Below are 20,808 nucleotides of genomic sequence, written 5' to 3'. Positions count from 1 at the left end.
AGAATGAAATCGAAAGCGAAATGGTAAAAGATGCGTCGAAGCAAAGAAAGGCATTAGACAAATTTAAAAGCAATATACCGCCTATTTATAAGAAAAATAGGCGGAAAAACGGCACGCAGAAGCTAAATGAAAATCAGTTCGCTTTTTGCTGCTGCTCAGCGCCGTTTTTATTCAGCGAGTGCTGAACGTATTCCTCAAGAATACCCGTTGTAAACTGCTCTCTTTCGGCAAGGGAAGCAATACGCCCAGCTTGCCAATTAATAAGTCGGATAAAGACAGAATATTTTTGAATATGATCAAAGCCGATATCTCTTACAGTAAGAGAGTGTGCCTCCATTAGATGGATCACCTGCTCCAAGCTTTTTTGAGACTCGAACGCCTCACCTTCGTTTGCAGACATCAAGAGCTGATGAATACGCTGCAAAGGATTGAGTGTGTGAGTTTGTTTGCCCGCATCAAACGCCGTCTTACCTGTTAAGAACTTTTCTAACATTTGTTCAGTAAAACGCTCTCTTTCTTCTACATCTTTAATCAATGCAGATTCTCTTTCTAAAAGACGAATGAAGAGGCTTTTGTTTTTAATATCTGAGAACTCTAGGTCTTTTAAAGACAGGCTATTTTCTGCCAGCAGGGTCAGCACCTGACGGTAGGAATGAACAGCATTATCCTGACCTTCAGCAACAACACTTAAGTGAGTTCGCAGTTCATGCATCATTTTCGCGACACGATACTCCTCGCGGCTCTTTTGATAATGATCTAAAGAGTCTTGCTGAGCGCGCATTGCTTGATGAACACTTTCAAAACCTTCAATGGCTTCTTGTTCTTCCTGCAGACAAGCCATCCTAATTTTAGAACACTCATTTTCCCAAGCCTCATAAGCTTGCGCTCTAGCAAGAAACGCTTTTTCCATCGCTTCCTCAAAACTCTGTTCGATGCGCGCGCGCTCAACTCGCTCTTCCACTTCTTCTTGCTCTTTTAAAGCACGTTGTTGACGCTTGGATTCTAAATTCTCTTTAGCGAGCGCCAATTGAACCGTTAAGCTGTCTAATTCTGCTTGCGTCTTTTCTTCGTCAAAGCTAGACAGCTTTTGTTTGACCTTCTGCCAATAAGAATTGGAGTCAAAATCTTCTTGCGAGGTGCTTGGCGTTTCTGAAGAGCCTGCGGAAGGCTTCGCACCATTCGCTCTAAAAGCGCTGGTAGCATTAATAACATTATCGGCATTGGCGAATGCACCAGCATCCGCAGATGAGCCTGCCTCCGACACCGCTTCCTGCACTGAATCTTGTTCAGACTCAGTATTAACTTGACCACTTACCACGGTTTCAGGCGCCACGTCTTTCTCTGCCATTTCTGGTTGGGGCTCAAGGTCATCTAATATGGTTTTAGCAGAAGCATACGCCGTAGCAGGATCCATAGCGTCATTATTCGGTTGCGTGGTCGTTTTTTCGCTAAAGCGACGCTGAAACACACTTGCATTGGCCGTTGCTTTTTTCTGAGAGGGTTTGTTCGTAAACTTGCGAGCGGCACTTCCCCAGCTCACCTTATATAGCATAGAACGATCACACAATTGCAGTATTGGCAACTCACGCTGAGCAATAGAATATTGGGCAATAAGTGACTCTGCGTGGCGTAGAGCGACATTCGATTCACTCGAGTTGGAGGAAGTCGCCAAATTCAGAAGTTTGACAACTTTTTGAATGGCCTTTTTTCTTCTACTGATACTCATACTTATGCTTTCCAAATTAGCTTATCATGAAACGAAGATGACCTTCTCCAAGCGAATCGCTAAATATCCTGTACAACTAGGTCATCAGACAACAATGTACGTACCTTTTGCAAAATGGTTGCCAAGTTTCCCTCTTCATAAGGAATTGCAGGCAACTGCCCCCAAACAGGCCCAGGCCAGCACGGATCCGTGTTATAACGAACAATATGATGTAGATGAAGTTGCGGAACCATATTGCCTAAAGCGGCAACATTTAGCTTGGTAGCGGTAAAAGCTTCTTGCAGTTTTTCCGCCAACAGGCAACTTTCAGCCATAAGCCTTTTTCTATCATGTTCCGATAGCTCATGAATCTCTCTCACGCCATTCACTTTAGGAACCAACAAAAACCATGGAAACTGTTTATCATTGATTAAACGCAACTGACACAGTGGAAAACACCCAACTAAAATGGAGTCTCTGGCTAAAACGGGATCTAATTCAAACATCTTAATATTCCTACTTTACAAAAAAGGCTTTCGAAAGCACTATAGCATGCCTATATTCTAACCCCACAGACTTTGGAGCCAGCATGACTAATGTGCAATGCGTTGTTGACGCACAAGCAAAACTTGCCGAATGTCCACGTTGGGATGAGCGCACACAAACACTTTACTTTGTTGATATAGACTCATTCAAACTTCACGCCTACAACACAGTCAGCGAACAGCTTGAAACACGCACTTTTGACGAAGAGATCGGTTGTTTTTCATTAACTGAAAAAGACGGTTTTATCGCTGCATTTCGCTCAGGCGTTTATACTTTTGATTCCCTACATGGGGAGCTCACACCCTACTGGCTTGCCGACTACGACCAGAAAACCACACGTTTCAATGATGGACGTTGTGACGCTAAGGGACGCTTTCTTGCTGGCAGCATGTACGCCCCAAAAGATGCCTTTAATGGCGCTCTTTATCAGTTTAGCCAAGGCCAACACAAGGTACTTGATCAAGCAGCCTGGACATCGAACGGTTTAGCCTTTTCGCCAGACAATAAGATCATGTATTACTCTGATACTCCTAACCACATTGTGTATCAATTCGATTATGATATCGACACTGGGGCGGCGACCAACAAGCGTGTTTTCATCGAGTTCCCTCGCGGCAACGGACGTCCAGACGGCGCTGCCGTCGACAGTGAAGGCAACTACTGGTCTGCTTTGTACCAAGGCCAACGAGTTGTTAAAATCAGCCCAGAAGGTAACATTCTAGAAGAACACCCAATACCGGCGACCTACCCAACCATGGTTGCGTTTGGTGGACCAGACATGCAGACTTTATTTGTCAGCACCTGTCGCTCTGCTCAAACAGAGGATGAGCTCAAAAACTTACCTCAAGCAGGGGGAATTTTTGCCATTCAACTTGATACCAAAGGACAAACCGAACCTAGGTTCGCCGGCTAATTTTTTTACTTTAATTACAAAACAGACTGAACTTTATGCGCGCAAGCAATTATTTATACTCAACTCTACGCAACTCCCCTACCGATGCCGTGGTAACCAGCCACCAGCTAATGATTCGTGCTGGCATGATACGCCAAGTGTCAAAAGGGCTTTATACTTGGCTTCCTACCGGGTTAAAGGTGTTTCGTAAAGTAGAAAACATCGTTCGTGAAGAAATGGAAAAAGCCAACTCTCTGGAAGTCAGCATGCCAATGGTTCAGCCAGCTGAATTATGGCAAGAGTCTGGGCGCTGGCAAAAATACGGCGCTGAGCTTTTGCGCATTCAAGATCGCCATTCAAGAGATTTTTGCTTAGGGCCCACTCATGAAGAAGTTATTACCGACCTTGCTCGCAATGAATTAACCAGTTACAAGCAATTACCGGCTAACTTTTTCCAAATTCAAACTAAATTCCGCGATGAAGTGCGCCCGAGATTTGGCGTCATGCGTTCACGCGAGTTTTGTATGAAAGACGCCTACTCTTTCCACATTACGCCAGAGTCATTACAAGAAACCTATGATGGAATGCATCAAGCGTACTGCAATGTATTTGATCGTATTGGTTTAGATTACCGCCCTGTGCTTGCCGATACAGGCAGCATTGGCGGCGCTCATTCCCACGAGTTTCACGTATTAGCAGAATCCGGGGAAGACGACATTGCATTTAGCGATAGCTCAAACTTTGCGGCCAACGTCGAATTAGCCGAGGCTGTTTGCTTAAAACAACAAGCAGACGAGCCTAGCCAAGCTTTGCAACAAGTGAATACACCAGATTGTAAAACCATTGCCAAGGTAGCAGAGTTTTTGCAGCTTGATGTTAAAAACACCGTTAAAACCATGCTGGTAAAAGGTGAAAACGAGCAAGGCGAAGACACTATAGTCGCCCTTGTATTGCGTGGCGACCACGCCATTAACGAGATTAAAGTTGAAAAACTAAATGGCATTAAAGCGCCGTTTGAATTTGCCAATGAAGCTGACATTATTCAGCAAATTGGCTGCGCTCCAGGCTCAATAGGCCCTGTTGGCCTAAAAGCGAAAGGCATTCGTGTTATTGCCGATCGAACAGCCGCAGTAATGTCTGACTTTTGTGCTGGCGCCAACATTGATGACGAACATTATGTTGGCATTAACTGGGCACGTGATTGCGGTGATGTGGAAGTGGCGGATCTTCGTAATGTTGTGGAAGGAGACCCTTCCCCAGACGGCCAAGGCTCATTAATCATTAAACGCGGTATTGAAGTGGGCCACATTTTCCAGTTAGGTCAACAGTATGCCGAAGCCTTAAACGCCACGGTACTTGACGAAAACGGCAAAGCACAAGTTATGCACATGGGGTGTTACGGCATCGGAGTATCTCGTGTTGTGGCGGCTGCCATAGAGCAAAATTTCGATGACAAAGGCATCATTTGGCCCCAAAGCATTGCTCCTTATAGCCTTGCCATCATCGCAATGAATTATGATAAATCCGAAGCGGTACGCACACAATGTGACGATCTATACCAGAAATTCAAAGCACAAGGTATTGACGTTATTCTGGATGATCGCAAAGAACGCCCGGGGGTGAAATTCGCTGATTGTGAATTACTGGGTATTCCTCATCGCATTGTCGTCGGCGACAAGGGGCTTGCTAAAGGCTTGTTGGAATATAAGCACCGCACAGATAAGGACAATACGGATTTACCGCTTGATGAAGCCATCTCTTTTATCAATCAAAAAATCTCGTAGGTTTTAAGCCGAGCCCTGTGCTCGGCTTCACTTTAAACACACAAAAGGCCGTAAGATGACTGTCATTTATCACAACCCTAGGTGTTCCAAGTCACGCCAAACACTACAACTTCTAAGCGATAACGGCATTGAAGCGCAAATACGTTTGTACTTAAAAGAGCCTCCTAGTCGCAATGAAATAGAAGCCCTACTCACACAGCTGAGCATCTCGCCCATTGAGCTCATGAGAACAAAAGAGGCGCTCTATAAAGAACTTGGCCTAACAACTGAGTCTACCGATGAAGAACGCGTAACAGCCATGCTAGAAAACCCAAGCCTCATTGAGCGACCTATTGTTATTCATAACAATAAAGCCGCGATTGGCCGTCCTCCTGAAAACGTATTGGTTCTTTTCAAGTAATGAACACACCTTACATACTCATTCTTTATTACAGCAAACATGGCTCCATTGCTGAAATGGCGAAGCATTTAGGGCGCGGCGCTAAAACAGTCTCGGGCATTGACGTGAAGATACGCCAGGTTGCTGATGTTGCCCCTAATACCGAAGTGGCAAATCCCGCCCTACCAGACGAAGGCGCACCTTATTGCACACTAGAAGAACTGGCTGAGTGTTCAGGGCTCGCACTGGGCTCACCTTCGTATTTTGGCAGTATGGCCGCTCCTTTAAAGCACTTTCTAGACCAAACCTCAACGTTATGGATGACAGGCCAACTTATTGACAAGCCCGCCTGTGGCTTTACCAGTGCCAGTACAATGCATGGCGGTCAAGAACAATGCCTAATGAGCATGATTCCCCCCACCTTACACCATGGCATGATTTGGCTCGGGCTATCTTATCGTCAAAAAGAGCTCATTAGCACACAAACTGGCGGCACACCTTACGGTGCGAGCCACCTTGCCTGCAGTACTGCCGATAAACATTTAAGTAGCGATGAAATCAACCTTTGCGAGGCCCAAGGAAAGCGCCTAGCAAACTTAGCTCTTAAACTTTCAAGCTAAAAAAAGCCGTCTAGAAAATATATATCTAGACGGCTTGCCTTTTTGTTGGTGACAACGCTAATGACGAGGTAACTCAATTCCCTCGAATAATTTCTCAACGTCTTGACGATTCCCCGCCTCCATCGCTGCCATAACTAAATCTTTCGTTAAGTGTGGAGCAAAGGATTCTAAAAACTTAAACATATAGCCGCGAATGAAGGTATTACTGCGAATACCAATCTTGGTGCAGCTATCTTCAAAAAGATGAGAAGCATCGAGAGCAACCAGGTCAGAGTCTTGGCCTTCATCAAATGCCATAGACGCGACAATTCCGACTCCTAACCCTAAGCGGACATAGGTTTTAATGACGTCTGAATCTGCCGCAGTAAACACAACATTCGGCTCAAGCTCCGCTTCCTGAAACGCTTGATCCAATTGTGATCGACCCGTAAAACCAAACACATAAGTCACAATTGGATACTGAGCCAAGGCAGTTAAAGTGAGTCGCTCCTCATGTGCTAGTGGGTGATCCTTGGGCACCACAACCGAACGATTCCACTTATAACAAGGTAACATCACCAAATTACCAAATAATTCTAAAGCTTCCGTTGCGATTGCAAAATCCACTGCGCCATCATTGGCCATTTCCGCAATTTGCATGGGAGTACCTTGATGCATATGCAAGGTCACATCTGGATAAGTGCTGATATAGTCATTAATGACCTTAGGGAGCGCATAACGAGCTTGCGTGTGCGTAGTAGCAATATCTAAAGAACCTTTTTTTTCATCACTAAACTCACTAGCCACCCGTTTGATATTTTGGGTCTGATTTAGAATTTCGCCCGCTAACTCAATGATTTTTTCACCCGCGGGGGTAATGTGAGTTAAATGTTTACCACTGCGTGCAAACACTTCTACCCCTAGCTCATCTTCTAGCAAACGTATCTGCTTACTTACACCTGGCTGGGAGGTATAAAGGCTTTGCGCTGTTGCAGAAACATTCAAATCATGGCGAGCCACTTCCCATATATAACGTAATTGCTGTAGCTTCATCCGACACCTTATTCGAAAAAGAATTAAAAACAGAAGAAAATATTACTTTATAGAATAGTAAAAAACCTCTAATGTTGCCAGCTTAAACCATTTTTAGATGAGTGACGATGGATTTTATTTGGTATATCTTCGCAGGTGCCGCGGTCGGTCTGGCTGTTGGTATTACAGGGGTAGGCGGTGGATCGCTTATGACCCCACTTTTACTGATGTTTGGCTTTCCTCCACATATCGCTATTGGGACTGACCTGATGTATGCAGGCATTGCTAAGAGCACTGGGGTTTACATGCACACCAAACAAGGCAACGTAGATTGGCGAATTGTGTCGGCCATGGCTGCAGGTAGCTTACCTGCCTCACTATTAACTGTTTGGGCATTGTCGCAATTTGAACAACCTGACCATTACCAAGATGTTCTAACGGCGACCCTTGGATTTATGCTACTTAGCACAGCCCTTGTTATTCTCTTTCGTGGCAAACTTACTCGCAACATCAAACTTAATTTTAGTACCGCCCAGAGTAGCCAAGTGATTTTCTTTTGCGGCATCATATTAGGAATTTTAGTTACTCTGACTTCGGTGGGTGCCGGCGCATTAGGCACAGCCATCATGATGATTTTATTTCCTGTAATGATGGCAAAAAATATTGTTGGCACAGATTTGGCCCATGCAGTGCCATTAACCCTAGTAGCAGGCGTTGGTCACTTACTAATAGGTAACGTCGATTACTCCCTTCTTGCAGCCTTGTTAATTGGGTCTATCCCCACTATTTATTTAGGCACTCGTGTCGCAAGTTTTGTTCCTAACAGAGTGCTGCAACCCATATTAGCAACGGCATTAATGAGTTTTGGGGTTAAATACCTTTTCTTTTAAAAATCAATAAAAAGCAGTTCATTCCTAGCATAAAACACGTTAAGGTAGTGTTGCATAAGAACCGCAACAAGCAGGATATTAAGTAATGAGCAACAAGCGCCTTGAGGATTTAAACATCGCCTCATTCACAAGTTTAGTAACACCAAATGAGCTAAAAACTGAACTACCTATCAGTCAGCCAGTCAGCAACCATGTCGCCGCTTCACGGGACACCATTAAAGACATTATGGACGGTAAGGACCATCGCCTAGCGATTGTCATTGGCCCTTGCTCCATCCACGACCCAGAAGCCGCTTTAGATTATGCCAAACGACTAAAAGCTTTGTCTGAAAAACTTGATGATAGCTTGTATATTATTATGCGCGCTTACTTTGAAAAACCTCGCACCACTGTAGGTTGGAAAGGGCTTATTAATGACCCCAACCTTGATGGCAGTTTTGATATAGATAAAGGCTTGCGCATTGGCCGTAAGTTACTGATCGATCTAGCAGAACTCGGCCTACCATTAGCCACTGAAGCTTTAGATCCCATCTCGCCACAGTACATTCAAGATCTCATTAGTTGGTCTGCAATTGGGGCCCGTACAACAGAATCCCAAACTCACCGCGAGATGGCTTCAGGCCTATCCGGACCAGTTGGTTTTAAAAACGGAACAGATGGCTCAATGACAGTGGCTGTGAATGCAATGCAGTCTGTCTCTCACCCTCATTCTTTCTTGGGCATCAATGAAGACGGCCAGGTAAATGTAGTTAATACAAAAGGTAACGCCTACGGTCACCTAGTACTTCGCGGAGGTAATGGCTTACCAAATTACCAATCCGAACATGTTCTTGCTAGCGAGAAAGCATTAAGTGGCGCCAAGTTAAAACACAACATCATGGTTGATTGTTCTCATGAAAACTCCAACAAACAACCTGAACGCCAAGTTTCCGTAGCAAAAGACGTGACAGAACAAATCTTGGCTGGCAACAACTCTATTATGGGCTTAATGATTGAGAGCAATATAGGTTGGGGCAACCAAAAGGTGCCGACTGATAAAGCAGAGCTAGAATATGGTGTTTCCATTACTGACGCCTGCATCGACTGGGAAGTGACTGAAAAAACATTAACCGACATGGCAAATGCACTTCGCGCTACATTGCCTGAACGCCAACGCGGTTAACTGCCAAACAAGCAAACTTCAAGCAATAAAAAAGGGCCAAAATGGCCCTTTTTTATTGCTTGCATCATAACTTACATGAAAGCATTGTCTGTGACTGTGTGGTCCGTTGCGTCTTTAACTGCTGTCAAACCAGGCACCTTTTCAATTAAGGTTTTCTCAACCCCTTCTTTTAAGGTTAAGTCCACTGCACTGCACCCCTGACAACCGCCACCGAAACGCAACACCGCAACACCGCCTTCAAGAACTTCCACTAAACCAACATCACCACCATGGGCAGCAAGACCTGGATTGATTTCAGAATACAGAACGTAATTTATCTGATCTTCAATTGGACTGTCTTCTGTCACCTTGGGCATTTTTGCATTAGGCGCTTTAATGGTTAACTGTCCACCCATTTTTTCCGTGGCATAGTCGACAAAAGCTTCATCAAGAAAGTTTACTGAGTTTTTCTCAACATACACCTTTAATTTTGGTAGGTTGAGAATTTCATCCGTTTCATTCACCTCGTCAGGGCGGCAATAAGCCAAACACGTTTCGGCGTGAGGAGTACCAGGTTGTTGAATAAAAATGCGCACAGCAATTCCTTCAACACCTTGTTTTTCAAGTAAAGACGCAAGATACTCTTGAGCGCCATCAGTAATCGTAATGTTCATAAACACCTATCTTAAAATTAAAGGTCGTTAATGGCGCCTATTTTAACGCAGAACCAGAACAAAACAAAAGACCGAGTAAACAACTAAGGTATTTTTACTCAATTTCTCCCCAAAATAACTGAGTTTTCACTCTCCACGAATTTGCTAATATGGCTTATTAGTAAAATTACTAAAGATATAGATAAATATTCATTTTTAGTATAACGGATATTTGCTAAAATCCATGCAACTATCCACCTAAAGCGGTTAAATCTTTATGTATCAATATGACGCCATAGATCAACAGCTTGTTGAAGAACGCGTAGCACAGTTTCGCGATCAAACACGCCGTTACCTAGCCAAAGAACTCAGCGAAGAAGAGTTCTTGCCTTTACGCCTCCAAAATGGTCTTTACGTACAACGTTATGCGCCAATGCTTCGTATCGCCATTCCATATGGCATGCTTTCTAGCGCTCAACTACGCGTTTTAGCCAGCATCAGTCGTCGTTATGACAAAGGATATGGGCACTTTAGTACTCGCCAAAACCTGCAGTTAAACTGGCCAAAATTAGAAGATGTGCCCGATATACTTGCAGAACTTGCTGACGTACAAATGCACGCTGTACAAACCAGCGGCAACTGTATTCGAAACACCACTACCGACCAGTACTCTGGTGTCATTGCTGACGAAGTCGTCGATCCACGCCCATACTGTGAATTGATTCGCCAGTGGTCTACATTCCATCCTGAGTTTGCTTTCTTACCTCGTAAATTCAAGATCGCAGTGAATGCAACAGAAGAATCAGACCGTGCAGCAACTCAGGTTCACGATATTGGTCTTCATATTAAAAAGAACGAAGATGGTGAAGTGGGCTTTAAAGTCATAGTGGGTGGTGGCCTTGGCCGTACTCCGATGGTGGGCGTCACTATCAGTGAATTTATTCCTCGCGAAGACATCCTTACTTACCTAGACGCAATTATTCGCGTGTACAACCAGCAAGGCCGTCGCGACAACAAATATAAAGCTCGCATCAAAATTTTAGTAAAAGCACTCGGTATTGAAGAATTTCGTACCCGTGTTGAGGCTGAATGGAGCCATTTGCGAGGCAAAGAAAGCACCGTTCCAATGAGTGAATTTAATCGCTTACAGAGCTTCTTTACTGAACCTGCATATGAAGCACTGGCTGACCAGCCAAGTTCGCTAAGTGAAAAGCTTGCTGCCAGTGCAGGATTTGCTCGCTGGTATGAGCGTAACACGTTCAACCACAAGAAATCAGGTTACCGCATTGTTACATTGACACTGAAAAAGCCTGGCCAAGCACCAGGTGATGCGACTGCAGAGCAAATGGAAAAAGCGGCCGACCTTGCCGACCTATACAGTTTTGGTGAGCTACGCGTTAGCCATGAACAAAACCTCGTGCTGGCAGATGTTCGCCAAGACCAATTGGTTGAACTTTGGGAAGCAGCCAAAGAAAATGGTTTTGCAACCCCAACACTAGGCTTATTAACCGACATGATCTGTTGCCCTGGTGGTGATTTCTGTGCATTGGCTAACGCCAAATCCATACCAATCGCTGAACAGATTCAAAATACTTTTGACGATATCGATTACCTGTATGATCTAGGTGAAATCGACCTAAATATTTCAGGTTGTATGAACGCTTGTGGCCATCACCACGTTGGTAACCTTGGTATTTTAGGGGTAGATAAAAAAGGACAAGAGTTCTATCAAGTATCAATTGGTGGCGCTTCTGGTCATGATGCCAGCATCGGCAAAATCTTAGGCCCCTCTTTTGCTCAAGAAGAGATAGGTGACGTCATCCAAAAACTGATGAATGTTTACGTTGACACTCGTCACGACGACGAACGCTTTATCGACACCTACCGCCGCGTTGGAATCGCACCATTTAAAGAGGCTGCATATGCAAAAACTAATTAAAGACGGCGAAATCGTCGATAATCTATACCAGTGGATTCAAGACACTGACCAAGAAATCAATGAGAGCAGCCTTGTTAGAGCGAGTGTATGGCTTGAACAACAAGACACTATTGGCTCAGTTGCGGGCTTATGGCTAGAAGCTGGCGATGGCACTGAGGCGCTTCAAGGTATTGACTTGTCACAATTTTCTGTCATTGGGGTACACTTTCCAGCCTTTACCGATGGTCGTGGATTCAGTTACGCACGCCTATTAAGGGAAAGATTGAACTTCACTGGTGAGATACGCGCATTAGGCAAGTTCATTCCAGATCAACTTGGCTATCTATTGCGAGTTGGCTTCAACAGTTTTGAATTCCAAGCTGAAGTTAACTTAGAAAAAGCACTGGAGTTGCATAAGCCGTTTAGCATTGCCTATCAAGGGGATGTTGCTGACCCAAGACCCATTTTCTTACGTCGGTAAATACTTAGCAATTTGTAAAATTGTGATAAAAGGCCCGTTATTCGGGCCTTTTTCTATTGCGTATTAGGGCCACCATGATTATCGTATGATTAATCAAAAGTGATTGATAATTAAAGGATCTTAATGTGTCTATAAAACACTTAGCCGGCTTAGTCTCTGGCCTATTACTCTCTTCCAGCGTACTTTCTGCAACTGTCTACGTATCTGATATACAATTTGTCGCCATTCGCGAAGGTCAAAGCAACAATACTCGAGCAGTAGAAAGGGGACTGAAAAGCGGCACTCCACTTGAGGTGCTAGAGCAGCAAAATGGCCACACAAAAGTGCGCACCCCTGATGGCAACGAAGGATGGGTAGCTGATTATTTTTTAAGTGACACGGCCGTCACACGAGATCAGATACTGGCACTACAAGAGCAACTCACTCGTGCTAACGAAAGCAAGGTGGACGCCCAAGACGCCTTAGCCAACAATCAGTCTCAATTGCAAGAGCTAAGCCGTACCATTAGCGATTTAGAAGCCCAGAATTTATCTTTACAAGAAAACCTTGCTGAATCAAAAGAAATTACCGCGAAAGCTCAGATTATCGTTGAACAAAATGATAACATTAGCTACCAACTAGAAAGCCTAAAAACTCAAGCTGAAACCGCCCAGCAAACCATGCTTAAATTGCAAAACTCCACCAATCAAAAATGGTTTATGATAGGTGCAGCAACACTATTCTTAGGCTTCATTATGGGCGTCATTATACCTATGTCTCGCCGTAAAAAAGTCAATACTAGTTCATGGTAATTCACTAAGGATCATAAATGGAAGCTTCGATCGTACACTCCTTTTTTCTTATATTTTCTGGAGCGGCGGTCGTAGCTACTATCGCGCTTTACACCAAGCAACCTATGATCATTGCTTATATCGCTTTAGGTGCGCTATTTGGCCCTTCTGCTTTATCCCTGATTAACGAACCCAAACTAATGGATGAAATGAGCCATGTAGGCATCATTTTCTTATTGTTTTTGTTGGGCCTAGATATGCAACCAAGCCACCTTCTAAACATGCTCAAAAAAGCCTCCTGGATTGCTTTATTAAGCTCGTTGGCGTTTGCACTTTTAGGCTACAGCGTTGCAACACTCTATGGCTATAGCCAGACAGAAAGCATTATTATTGGTGTAGCCATGATGTTCTCAAGCACCATTGTATGTATTAAGTTATTACCTACTACCGTCCTGCACCACAAACATACTGGGGAACTCGTGGTTGGACTATTGCTTTTACAAGACATTATCGCGATCGCTGTATTATTGGTGTTATACAGCATGTCCAATACACAGGACGCTAGCATTAGCCAATATCTGATTCCGCTATTTAGTTTACCTATCCTGATTGGTGGCGCTTTCTTATTCGTTAAATTTGTTTTGCTAAAGCTCATTACTCAATTTGACCGCTTCCATGAATACCTGTTCCTTATCTCTATTGGTTGGTGTCTATCTATGGCTGTGGTTGCTGAGGTAGTTGGCTTATCTGCTGAAATGGGCGCCTTTATTGCTGGGGTTGCCCTAGCAACAAGCCCAATTTCTCAATACATCGCCACCCACCTGAAGCCATTAAGAGATTTTTTCTTAATCCTATTTTTCTTTTCCATTGGCGCAAGTTTCAACCTAGATCTATTAGGCTTAGTGATTTTACCTGCCTTGGTTTTAGCCGTCGGTTCCCTATTAATTAAACCGGTCGTGTTTCGTTTCCTACTTAAGGGGATAAAAGAAGATAGCAAAACATCTTGGGAGGTGGGCTTTCGGTTAGGTCAAGTGAGCGAATTTTCTCTGCTCATTGCATACTTGGCCGCCAGCATAGGTTTAATTGGAGTTGAAGCTTCTCATGTCATTCAAGCAACGGCTATCTTAAGTTTTGCTCTATCCACCTATGTCGTGATTTTAAACTTCCCTAACCCTATCGCCATTTCAGACAAATTAAGAAGAGATTAAAGAATTAACACTAAAAAGCGCCTATTTAGACAGAAAAAGTGGGCGTTTAGTGTATTTTATTCTTCACTTTGATGGCTTTGACACAATAAAAGACGGCGGGATTCACCCTCTAAGAATTCTTTTGCCAAATGCCTTCACTGCCCCCTTCCTTTACTCCCACAAAATATAATAGAATAGCGCCAAATTATCTGACTAAGCCAATTAAGTCAGGTATAATATCGCGAAATTTTTCGTCCTCAATTATTTAGAGTAATGTAATGGCTGACTTATCAAAATACAGAAACATCGGTATTTTTGCTCACGTTGATGCGGGTAAAACTACCACTACTGAACGTATCCTAAAACTTACCGGTAAAATCCATAAGACTGGTGAAGTGCATGATGGTGAATCGACTACAGACTTCATGGAACAAGAAGCTGAGCGCGGTATTACTATCCAATCTGCAGCGGTAACTTGTGAGTGGAAAAAACACCGCTTAAACGTTATCGACACACCTGGACACGTTGACTTCACTGTTGAAGTATACCGTTCTCTTAAAGTACTAGACGGTGGTATCGGTGTATTCTGTGGTTCTGGTGGTGTTGAGCCTCAATCAGAAACCAACTGGCGCTACGCTAACGAATCTGAAGTTGCTCGTATCATCTTCGTAAACAAGTTGGACCGTCTTGGTGCCAATTTCTACCGTGTTGTAGAGCAAGTTAAAAAAGTATTGGGTGCTAACCCACTTGTTATGACACTTCCAATTGGTGAAGAAGATGACTTCGTTGGTGTAGTAGACGTACTTTCTAAGAAAGCGTATGTTTGGGATGACACTGGTCTTCCTGAAAACTACGAAGTGAAAGACGTTCCAGAAGACATGGTAGACAAAGTTGAAGAATATCATGAAGCTTTGATTGAAACCGCTCTTGAGCAAGACGAAGATCTATTGATGGCTTACCTAGAAGACGGTGAGACACCAGCTGAAGAAGAAATCAAACGTTGTATCCGCAAAGGTACTCGTGACCTTGCGTTCTTCCCAACGTACTGTGGTTCTGCCTTCAAAAACAAAGGTGTTCAATTAGTTCTTGATGCGGTTGTAGATTACCTACCTAACCCAACAGAAGTTGATCCACAAGAATTGACTGACGAAGAAGGTAACCCAACAGGTGAAGTTGCTACTGTTAGCGCTGATGAGCCATTAAAAGCACTTGCATTCAAAATCATGGATGACCGCTTTGGTGCCCTTACGTTCGTTCGTCTATACTCTGGCCGCCTTCAGAAAGGCGACACGATTCTTAACTCTGCAACAGGTAAAACTGAGCGTATCGGCCGTATGGTTGAGATGCAAGCAGACGATCGTAACGAAATTTCTTCAGCGCAAGCGGGTGACATCATCGCTATCGTTGGTATGAAAAACGTTCAAACTGGTCACACTCTATGTGATGTTAAGCACCCTTGCACACTTGAAGCAATGGTCTTCCCTGAGCCAGTAATCTCTATCGCTGTTCAGCCTAAAGACAAAGGCGGCAATGAGAAAATGGGTATCGCAATCGGTAAAATGGTAGCTGAAGATCCATCTTTCCAAGTTGAGACTGACCAAGATTCTGGTGAGACTATCCTTAAAGGTATGGGTGAACTTCACCTTGATATCAAAGTAGATATCTTGAAACGTACTTACGGTGTAGACCTAGTAGTGGGTCAACCTCAAGTAGCGTACCGTGAAACTATCACGAAAGAAATCGAAGATACTTACACGCACAAGAAACAATCTGGTGGTTCTGGTCAGTTCGGTAAAATTGATTACCGCATCAAACCAGGTGAGCCAAACTCTGGCTTCACTTTCACTTCAACAGTTGTGGGCGGTAACGTACCAAAAGAATTCTTCCCTGCTGTTGAAAAAGGCTTCAAGTCTATGATGGAAGAAGGTGTGCTTGCTGGCTACCCTGTTCTTGACGTTGAAGTTGAGCTATTTGACGGTGGTTACCACGCAGTTGACTCATCTGCTGTTGCCTTCGAAATCGCAGCTAAAGGCGCTTTCCGTCAGTCTATCCCTAAAGCAGGTGCACAACTTCTTGAGCCTATCATGAAAGTTGACGTGTTCACTCCAGACGATAACGTTGGTGATGTTATCGGTGACCTAAACCGTCGTCGCGGCATGATCAAAGACCAAGAAGCCGGCCTAACTGGCGTACGTATTAAAGGTGAAGTACCTCTATCTGAAATGTTCGGATACATTGGTCACCTACGTACTATCACTTCTGGTCGCGGTCAATTCTCTATGGAGTTTGCTCATTACGCTCCATGTCCAGCAAACGTTGCTGAGACTGTAATTGCTGCTGCTAAAGAGAAAGACGCTAAGTAATCTCACCTAGCATCTTAGCCTTAAAAAAACCGATACTATAATGTATCGGTTTTTTTGGTTTTAAGAAGGTAAAAAAATACCGGCGAGTGGCCGGTATTTTTTATCCATGAGCCTTAACAGCTAGAAAGGTACTGGGTACTCTTTGAAGACTGCCACCACATCTTTTATCACCTGCTCTGATAGAGCCATATCAAAAGCTGCCATATCTTCTTTAAGTTGCTCCAGATTGGTAGCACCTATAATCGTAGAGGTGACGCCATCCACCTGATCACACCATGCAAGCGCCAATTGAGCCGGTGTTAAAGCGTGTTTTTTGGCCACTTCCAAATAGCCAGCCACGGCGCTATTAACTTGCTCAGTATCACGGAATAAGCCGTTTCTTTGAGCCAAATTCCAGCGGCTACCCTTAGGACGAGTACCATTTAAATACTTACCAGTCAAGGCTCCTGCTCCTAAGGCCGACCAAGGCAAATACGCAACATCCTCATGAATACAGTTTTCAATTAAATAAGGCCAATCTTTTGCGTGCAACAAACTGAATTCATTCTGAATAGATGCCACACGAGGAAGCTGATGTTTATCACTCAACTTAAGATATTCATTGATCCCCCAAGTGGTATCATCAGACAAACCAAAATGACGAATCTTACCTGCTTTAATACACTCATCTAATGCCTGTAAAATTTCCAACATTTGTAACGAGTGTAATTCACGGTCCACATCAGAAAAAGTAATGTGACCAGGAAAGTGCTTGGCAAAATGCGGAGTCGTTCGATTTGGCCAGTGCAACTGATATAAGTCGATATAATCTGTCTGCAGTCTTTCCAATGAGGCATCTACTGAGTTAATAATCGCTTCGCCGGTAATTGGCCCACCTTCTCGAATATAAGGCAGACCCGCCCCCGCAATTTTAGTTGCCAATACAAACTCATTACGTCGAGCTGCGTTGCGAGACAACCAGTCTCCTATGATGGTTTCTGTTTTTCCATAAGACTCAGGAGTTGGCGGCACTGAATACATTTCAGCAGTGTCCATAAAATTGACGCCATTAGCTAACGCATACTCAATTTGCTGATCTGCCTCTTGTTGCGTATTTTGGGTACCCCATGTCATGGTTCCCAAACACACTCTTGATACTTCTAAACCCGTTCTACCCAAAGGTACATACTTCATTTAGCTATCCTTCTCGACGTTCAATCAATCATAAAACCAATAAACAAAATAATAAAACTGACCCGACAGGGGCAGCTTCATATAAGGAGATAATCAGTAAATTTACGGCTTTTTTTCTAATAAATGCTCATAACGCTGATCTGTTAGTGTCTTTAAGAAGGCAACAATTGCATCGACTCTTTGATCATTTAAAGCTGGGCCTATTTCAAGGCTTTCAAGGTCAATGTTGGCAGCCACCTCAGGTTGCCCCCAAGGCTCACCAGTTTCTGGGTTGATTAAACGCTTAGGATTGTTGTACTTATCATAAAACAAAACAACCGTGCGTAAATCCTGAAATACACCGTTATGCATATAAGGACCAGTCACCGCGACATTACGCAATGTAGGCACTTTAAACTTTCCTAATTGAGCGGGGTCGTTTACTGCTGGATGGTCCAATAACCCTTGATCAACAAACCCGGGATTATGAGCAAGCAAAGTTTGATTGCTTGGCACCCCAATATTTCGATATTGATAGTTACTGAAAGTTTCTTTATCAAAAAATGGCGAGCTATTTAATTGATGACAAGCATTACAATTAGTAAATTGCTGAGAGAAAAACAGTGTTTTGCCCAACTCTTCTTGCTCTGTTAATTTGATTTCACCTCTCAAGGCCCTATCATATCGGGAGTCAAACGGCATAAAAAGCGACGTTTGTTCAAATCTAGCAATAGCATCTGCCACCACTTCATAGGCTTCAGGCTTGTCTAGCGCCCCTTCCCCGTATAAGTCTTCAAACTGATCTAAGTAGATTGGATTAGCTTTAACTTTGTTCACGACTGCCGCACCATCTGGCAGTGCCATCTCTACCGGGTTAACAAAAGGCCCCTGGGCTTGTTCAGCCAAGGTTGACGATCGACCATCATGGAACTGACCGCCACGATATTCGCCATCTGCCATTTGATGGAACAAAGGAGTAAGCGCTGCATAACCAGCAGTAGGCGTATTACGAGTTCCCATTGACACCCCATCGCTCCCTAAAGATACGGCTCCATTAAACGCATCCAACCTTGGGTCTGTAAAGGCTTTACCGACATCATGACAAGTAGCACAAGATTGATTGCCTTGCTTTGATAAACTGGCATCAAAAAACAGTTGAGATCCTAAAATAGCCTTAGGGTCATTCATTGGCACTGGCAACACTAGTTTTTTACTCTCTTGTGTTAGTGCCACTTTCTTAGGCTCAGAGGGCGAGCAAGCCACAAGCAACATAGCAAGCATAACACTTAGGCAACAGCGAATCATATTATTCCAACTTAAACAAAAAGTGCCCGCTAGACAGGCACTTTGTTAACTACTATCAAGAGTTTGACTTAATTTTGCTCTGGCAAAGTGACATTTAATTCAAGTACAGAGCAGTCTTCTATATTTTCTAACTGTATTTGCACGTCGTCACTGTCGACATTGACGTACTTTCGAATCACATCAATGATTTCTTGCTGCATTTTGGGCAAGTAATCTGGTTGCTGCCTGCGGCCTCTTTCGTGAGCCACAATGATTTGCAAACGATCCTTGGCAACAGAGGCAGAACTTGGAGCACTTTTATTCTTAAATAAATCAAAAATCCCCACACTAACCCCCTAATAAACGCTTGAAAAACCCTTTCTTTTCGATATCCAAAAAGCGCATTGGCTTCTCTTCACCCATTAACCTATCCACGGCATCCACATAGGCTTGTCCCGCTTGAGAGTCCACATCAAGAATGACTGGCGTACCTTGGTTAGAAGCCTTTAATACCGCTTCTGATTCTGGAATAACACCAATGAGTGGAACCGCTAAAATGTCTTCTACATCAGACACACTTAGCATTTCTCCCATTGCCACACGCTCAGGGTGATAACGGGTTAACAGCAAATGCTCTTCAATCGGCTCACGCCCCTCTTCAGCACGCTTAGACTTACTCTGTAAAATACCAAGAATACGGTCTGAGTCGCGCACTGACGACACTTCAGGGTTAGTTACAACGATCGCAGCATCGGCAAAATACAGCGCCATTTGAGCGCCTTTTTCAATCCCCGCTGGAGAGTCGCAAATAATGTAGTCAAACTCTTGTGCAAGTTCATCTAAAACAGCTTGCACACCTTCTTGGGTAAGAGCATCTTTATCACGCGTTTGCGAGGCAGGTAAGATAAACAAGTTACTGGTGCGCTTATCTTTAATCAGGGTCTGGCTTAGAGTCGCTTCTTTGTTAATCACATTAACAAAGTCGTATACTACTCTGCGTTCGCACCCCATGATGAGGTCTAGATTCCTAAGACCTACATCAAAATCGATGATCACAGTCTTATATCCCTTTAAAGCGATTCCTGTCCCTATTGCGGCACTGGATGTTGTTTTACCAACTCCTCCCTTGCCAGAGGTGACGACGATTATTTTTGCCAAGGTTTCTTCCCCCGATAAATTTTCTAATTTATCTGTTATCTTTAGTTTCGTTTTAGAGCGCTACCACTTCAAGTGAATCATCAACTAATAACACTTGTGCACTCTCTTTCCAAATATTTTTTTGCAAGGCATCACTAAGCATAAAATTACCCGCCACTGACACCAATTCGGCTTCTAAGCTCTTACAAAAAATTCTTGCATTAACATCCCCTTTAACACCCGCTAAAGCTCGCCCTCGAAGCGCACCATAAACATGGATATTACCGTCAGCTAGGACTTCTGCTCCTGCACTCACTTGAGCCAATATAATCAGATCACCTTCAGCATAAACTTGTTGACCTGAACGAATGGGCTTGTCAATTACTTTTGTCGGCTGGGCAATTCTACGCTCTTCAATAACCGTCTTGATCACCACATCTTTCGATTCTGCTTGTATTTTAGGCTCGGGCATCTGGATAGCTTTGGTTTTACTCACAGGCAACAATGGACTCATTATTTCAGCGTGCCAAAGCGGCTGGTTATTCGTATCACAACGCCAGCCAATAACCTTTAAACCTAACGCATTAACTTGTTGGATTAAGGCGTTCAATGATTGAGCAGTAGTACCAATGCGCAATTTTGTAAGATCCACAATAATAGGGGCTTGTGAAAAAAAGTGCGGCACCTTTTCAACCTTCTCGGCCAACTGCTCAAGAATACTGGTCTGATTGAACTCGTGAATTTCCAGTAAAATGGTCGTCACTACACTTCCTTTTAATTGGAAGCTTGAATCTGTCATGAACTGTCCTTTTTATTTTGGTGCCTATTGAAATTGCATCTTACGCCAAGCACTAGCGCGTCATACTGTGGTTTTAGGACTTAGCATGACAATGAA

General features: G+C 43.7%; 20 protein-coding genes. 11 read left to right on the top strand and 9 right to left on the bottom strand.

Going from position 1 to position 20,808, the window contains the following annotated elements; all coding sequences use genetic code 11:
- Positions 1-133: 133 nt before the first annotated feature.
- Together ACYVGZ_RS01890 and ACYVGZ_RS01885 are read right to left on the bottom strand one after the other, a co-directional pair.
- Positions 134-1,726: a DUF2786 domain-containing protein gene (locus ACYVGZ_RS01890; protein ID WP_460750404.1), complete on the bottom strand. Its 1,593-nt coding sequence runs from the start codon at positions 1,724-1,726 to the stop codon at positions 134-136.
- Between the two features lie 59 nt (positions 1,727-1,785).
- Positions 1,786-2,211: an HIT domain-containing protein gene (locus ACYVGZ_RS01885; protein WP_460750401.1), complete on the bottom strand. Its 426-nt coding sequence runs from the start codon at positions 2,209-2,211 to the stop codon at positions 1,786-1,788.
- Positions 2,212-2,294: 83 nt separating this feature from the next.
- Between ACYVGZ_RS01885 and ACYVGZ_RS01880 the strand changes: the two genes are divergently transcribed.
- Genes ACYVGZ_RS01880 through wrbA form a run of 4 tightly spaced genes read left to right on the top strand, consistent with a single transcriptional unit; the run spans position 2,295 to position 5,926 of the window.
- Complete coding sequence (locus tag ACYVGZ_RS01880) at positions 2,295-3,164, top strand: SMP-30/gluconolactonase/LRE family protein (RefSeq protein WP_460750398.1); 870 nt, start codon at positions 2,295-2,297, stop codon at positions 3,162-3,164.
- 35 nt (positions 3,165-3,199) lie between these two features.
- The gene (locus ACYVGZ_RS01875) at positions 3,200-4,927 is read left to right on the top strand and encodes a proline--tRNA ligase (RefSeq protein WP_460750395.1); all 1,728 of its coding nucleotides are present in this window, start codon (positions 3,200-3,202) and stop codon (positions 4,925-4,927) included.
- 55 nt (positions 4,928-4,982) lie between these two features.
- Entirely contained in the window at positions 4,983-5,327 is a 345-nt protein-coding gene (gene arsC, locus ACYVGZ_RS01870) for an arsenate reductase (glutaredoxin) (protein WP_460750393.1), read from the top strand.
- Positions 5,327-5,926, top strand: a complete 600-nt coding sequence (gene wrbA, locus ACYVGZ_RS01865) for an NAD(P)H:quinone oxidoreductase (RefSeq protein WP_460750390.1) — start codon at positions 5,327-5,329, stop codon at positions 5,924-5,926. The genes arsC and wrbA overlap by 1 nt, the downstream gene beginning before the upstream one ends.
- Before the next feature lie 57 nt (positions 5,927-5,983).
- Here the strand turns inward: wrbA and cysB are convergent, their stop codons facing one another.
- A complete protein-coding gene (gene cysB, locus ACYVGZ_RS01860) occupies positions 5,984-6,958 on the bottom strand; it encodes an HTH-type transcriptional regulator CysB (protein ID WP_460750387.1) in 975 nt (324 codons plus the stop codon).
- Between the two features lie 107 nt (positions 6,959-7,065).
- Here cysB and ACYVGZ_RS01855 point away from each other — a divergent pair, with 107 nt between their 5' ends.
- Together ACYVGZ_RS01855 and ACYVGZ_RS01850 are read left to right on the top strand one after the other, a co-directional pair.
- Entirely contained in the window at positions 7,066-7,827 is a 762-nt protein-coding gene (locus ACYVGZ_RS01855; RefSeq protein ID WP_460750383.1) for a sulfite exporter TauE/SafE family protein, read from the top strand.
- A gap of 85 nt (positions 7,828-7,912) precedes the next feature.
- Entirely contained in the window at positions 7,913-8,989 is a 1,077-nt protein-coding gene (locus ACYVGZ_RS01850; protein ID WP_460750380.1) for a 3-deoxy-7-phosphoheptulonate synthase, read from the top strand.
- 71 nt (positions 8,990-9,060) lie between these two features.
- Here ACYVGZ_RS01850 and nfuA read toward each other — a convergent pair whose 3' ends face one another.
- A complete protein-coding gene (nfuA, locus tag ACYVGZ_RS01845; RefSeq protein ID WP_460750377.1) occupies positions 9,061-9,642 on the bottom strand; it encodes a Fe-S biogenesis protein NfuA in 582 nt (193 codons plus the stop codon).
- Between the two features lie 256 nt (positions 9,643-9,898).
- Between nfuA and ACYVGZ_RS01840 the strand changes: the two genes are divergently transcribed.
- From ACYVGZ_RS01840 to fusA, 5 genes are all read left to right on the top strand, one after another.
- Positions 9,899-11,560: a nitrite/sulfite reductase gene (locus ACYVGZ_RS01840; protein ID WP_460750374.1), complete on the top strand. Its 1,662-nt coding sequence runs from the start codon at positions 9,899-9,901 to the stop codon at positions 11,558-11,560.
- Positions 11,544-12,020, top strand: a complete 477-nt coding sequence (locus tag ACYVGZ_RS01835; RefSeq protein ID WP_460750371.1) for a DUF934 domain-containing protein — start codon at positions 11,544-11,546, stop codon at positions 12,018-12,020. The genes ACYVGZ_RS01840 and ACYVGZ_RS01835 overlap by 17 nt, the downstream gene beginning before the upstream one ends.
- Before the next feature lie 125 nt (positions 12,021-12,145).
- Entirely contained in the window at positions 12,146-12,811 is a 666-nt protein-coding gene (locus ACYVGZ_RS01830) for a TIGR04211 family SH3 domain-containing protein (RefSeq protein WP_460750368.1), read from the top strand.
- 17 nt (positions 12,812-12,828) lie between these two features.
- Positions 12,829-13,998, top strand: a complete 1,170-nt coding sequence (locus tag ACYVGZ_RS01825; RefSeq protein ID WP_460750365.1) for a cation:proton antiporter domain-containing protein — start codon at positions 12,829-12,831, stop codon at positions 13,996-13,998.
- 257 nt (positions 13,999-14,255) lie between these two features.
- Positions 14,256-16,340, top strand: a complete 2,085-nt coding sequence (fusA, locus tag ACYVGZ_RS01820; RefSeq protein WP_460750362.1) for an elongation factor G — start codon at positions 14,256-14,258, stop codon at positions 16,338-16,340.
- Positions 16,341-16,460: 120 nt separating this feature from the next.
- On the opposite strand, the gene ACYVGZ_RS01815 is transcribed toward fusA, so the two are convergent.
- The 5 genes from ACYVGZ_RS01815 to minC all read right to left on the bottom strand — a co-directional run bounded on the left by ACYVGZ_RS01815 (position 16,461) and on the right by minC (position 20,712).
- Positions 16,461-17,513 carry an aldo/keto reductase gene (locus tag ACYVGZ_RS01815; RefSeq protein WP_460750359.1) on the bottom strand — a complete coding sequence of 351 codons (1,053 nt, stop codon included), beginning with the start codon at positions 17,511-17,513 and terminating at the stop codon, positions 16,461-16,463.
- 102 nt (positions 17,514-17,615) lie between these two features.
- Positions 17,616-18,797 carry a cytochrome-c peroxidase gene (locus tag ACYVGZ_RS01810; protein ID WP_460750356.1) on the bottom strand — a complete coding sequence of 394 codons (1,182 nt, stop codon included), beginning with the start codon at positions 18,795-18,797 and terminating at the stop codon, positions 17,616-17,618.
- Between the two features lie 68 nt (positions 18,798-18,865).
- A complete protein-coding gene (gene minE / locus ACYVGZ_RS01805; RefSeq protein WP_460750353.1) occupies positions 18,866-19,123 on the bottom strand; it encodes a cell division topological specificity factor MinE in 258 nt (85 codons plus the stop codon).
- A 1-nt stretch (position 19,124) separates the two neighbouring features.
- A complete protein-coding gene (minD, locus tag ACYVGZ_RS01800) occupies positions 19,125-19,934 on the bottom strand; it encodes a septum site-determining protein MinD (protein WP_460750350.1) in 810 nt (269 codons plus the stop codon).
- A gap of 52 nt (positions 19,935-19,986) precedes the next feature.
- Entirely contained in the window at positions 19,987-20,712 is a 726-nt protein-coding gene (gene minC / locus ACYVGZ_RS01795) for a septum site-determining protein MinC (RefSeq protein WP_460750347.1), read from the bottom strand.
- Positions 20,713-20,808 lie beyond the last annotated feature (96 nt).

Source organism: Marinomonas epiphytica (genome assembly GCF_054780655.1).
The sequence above is the reverse complement of the archived record's forward strand: the minus strand, read 5'-3'. Positions and strand labels throughout refer to the sequence as shown.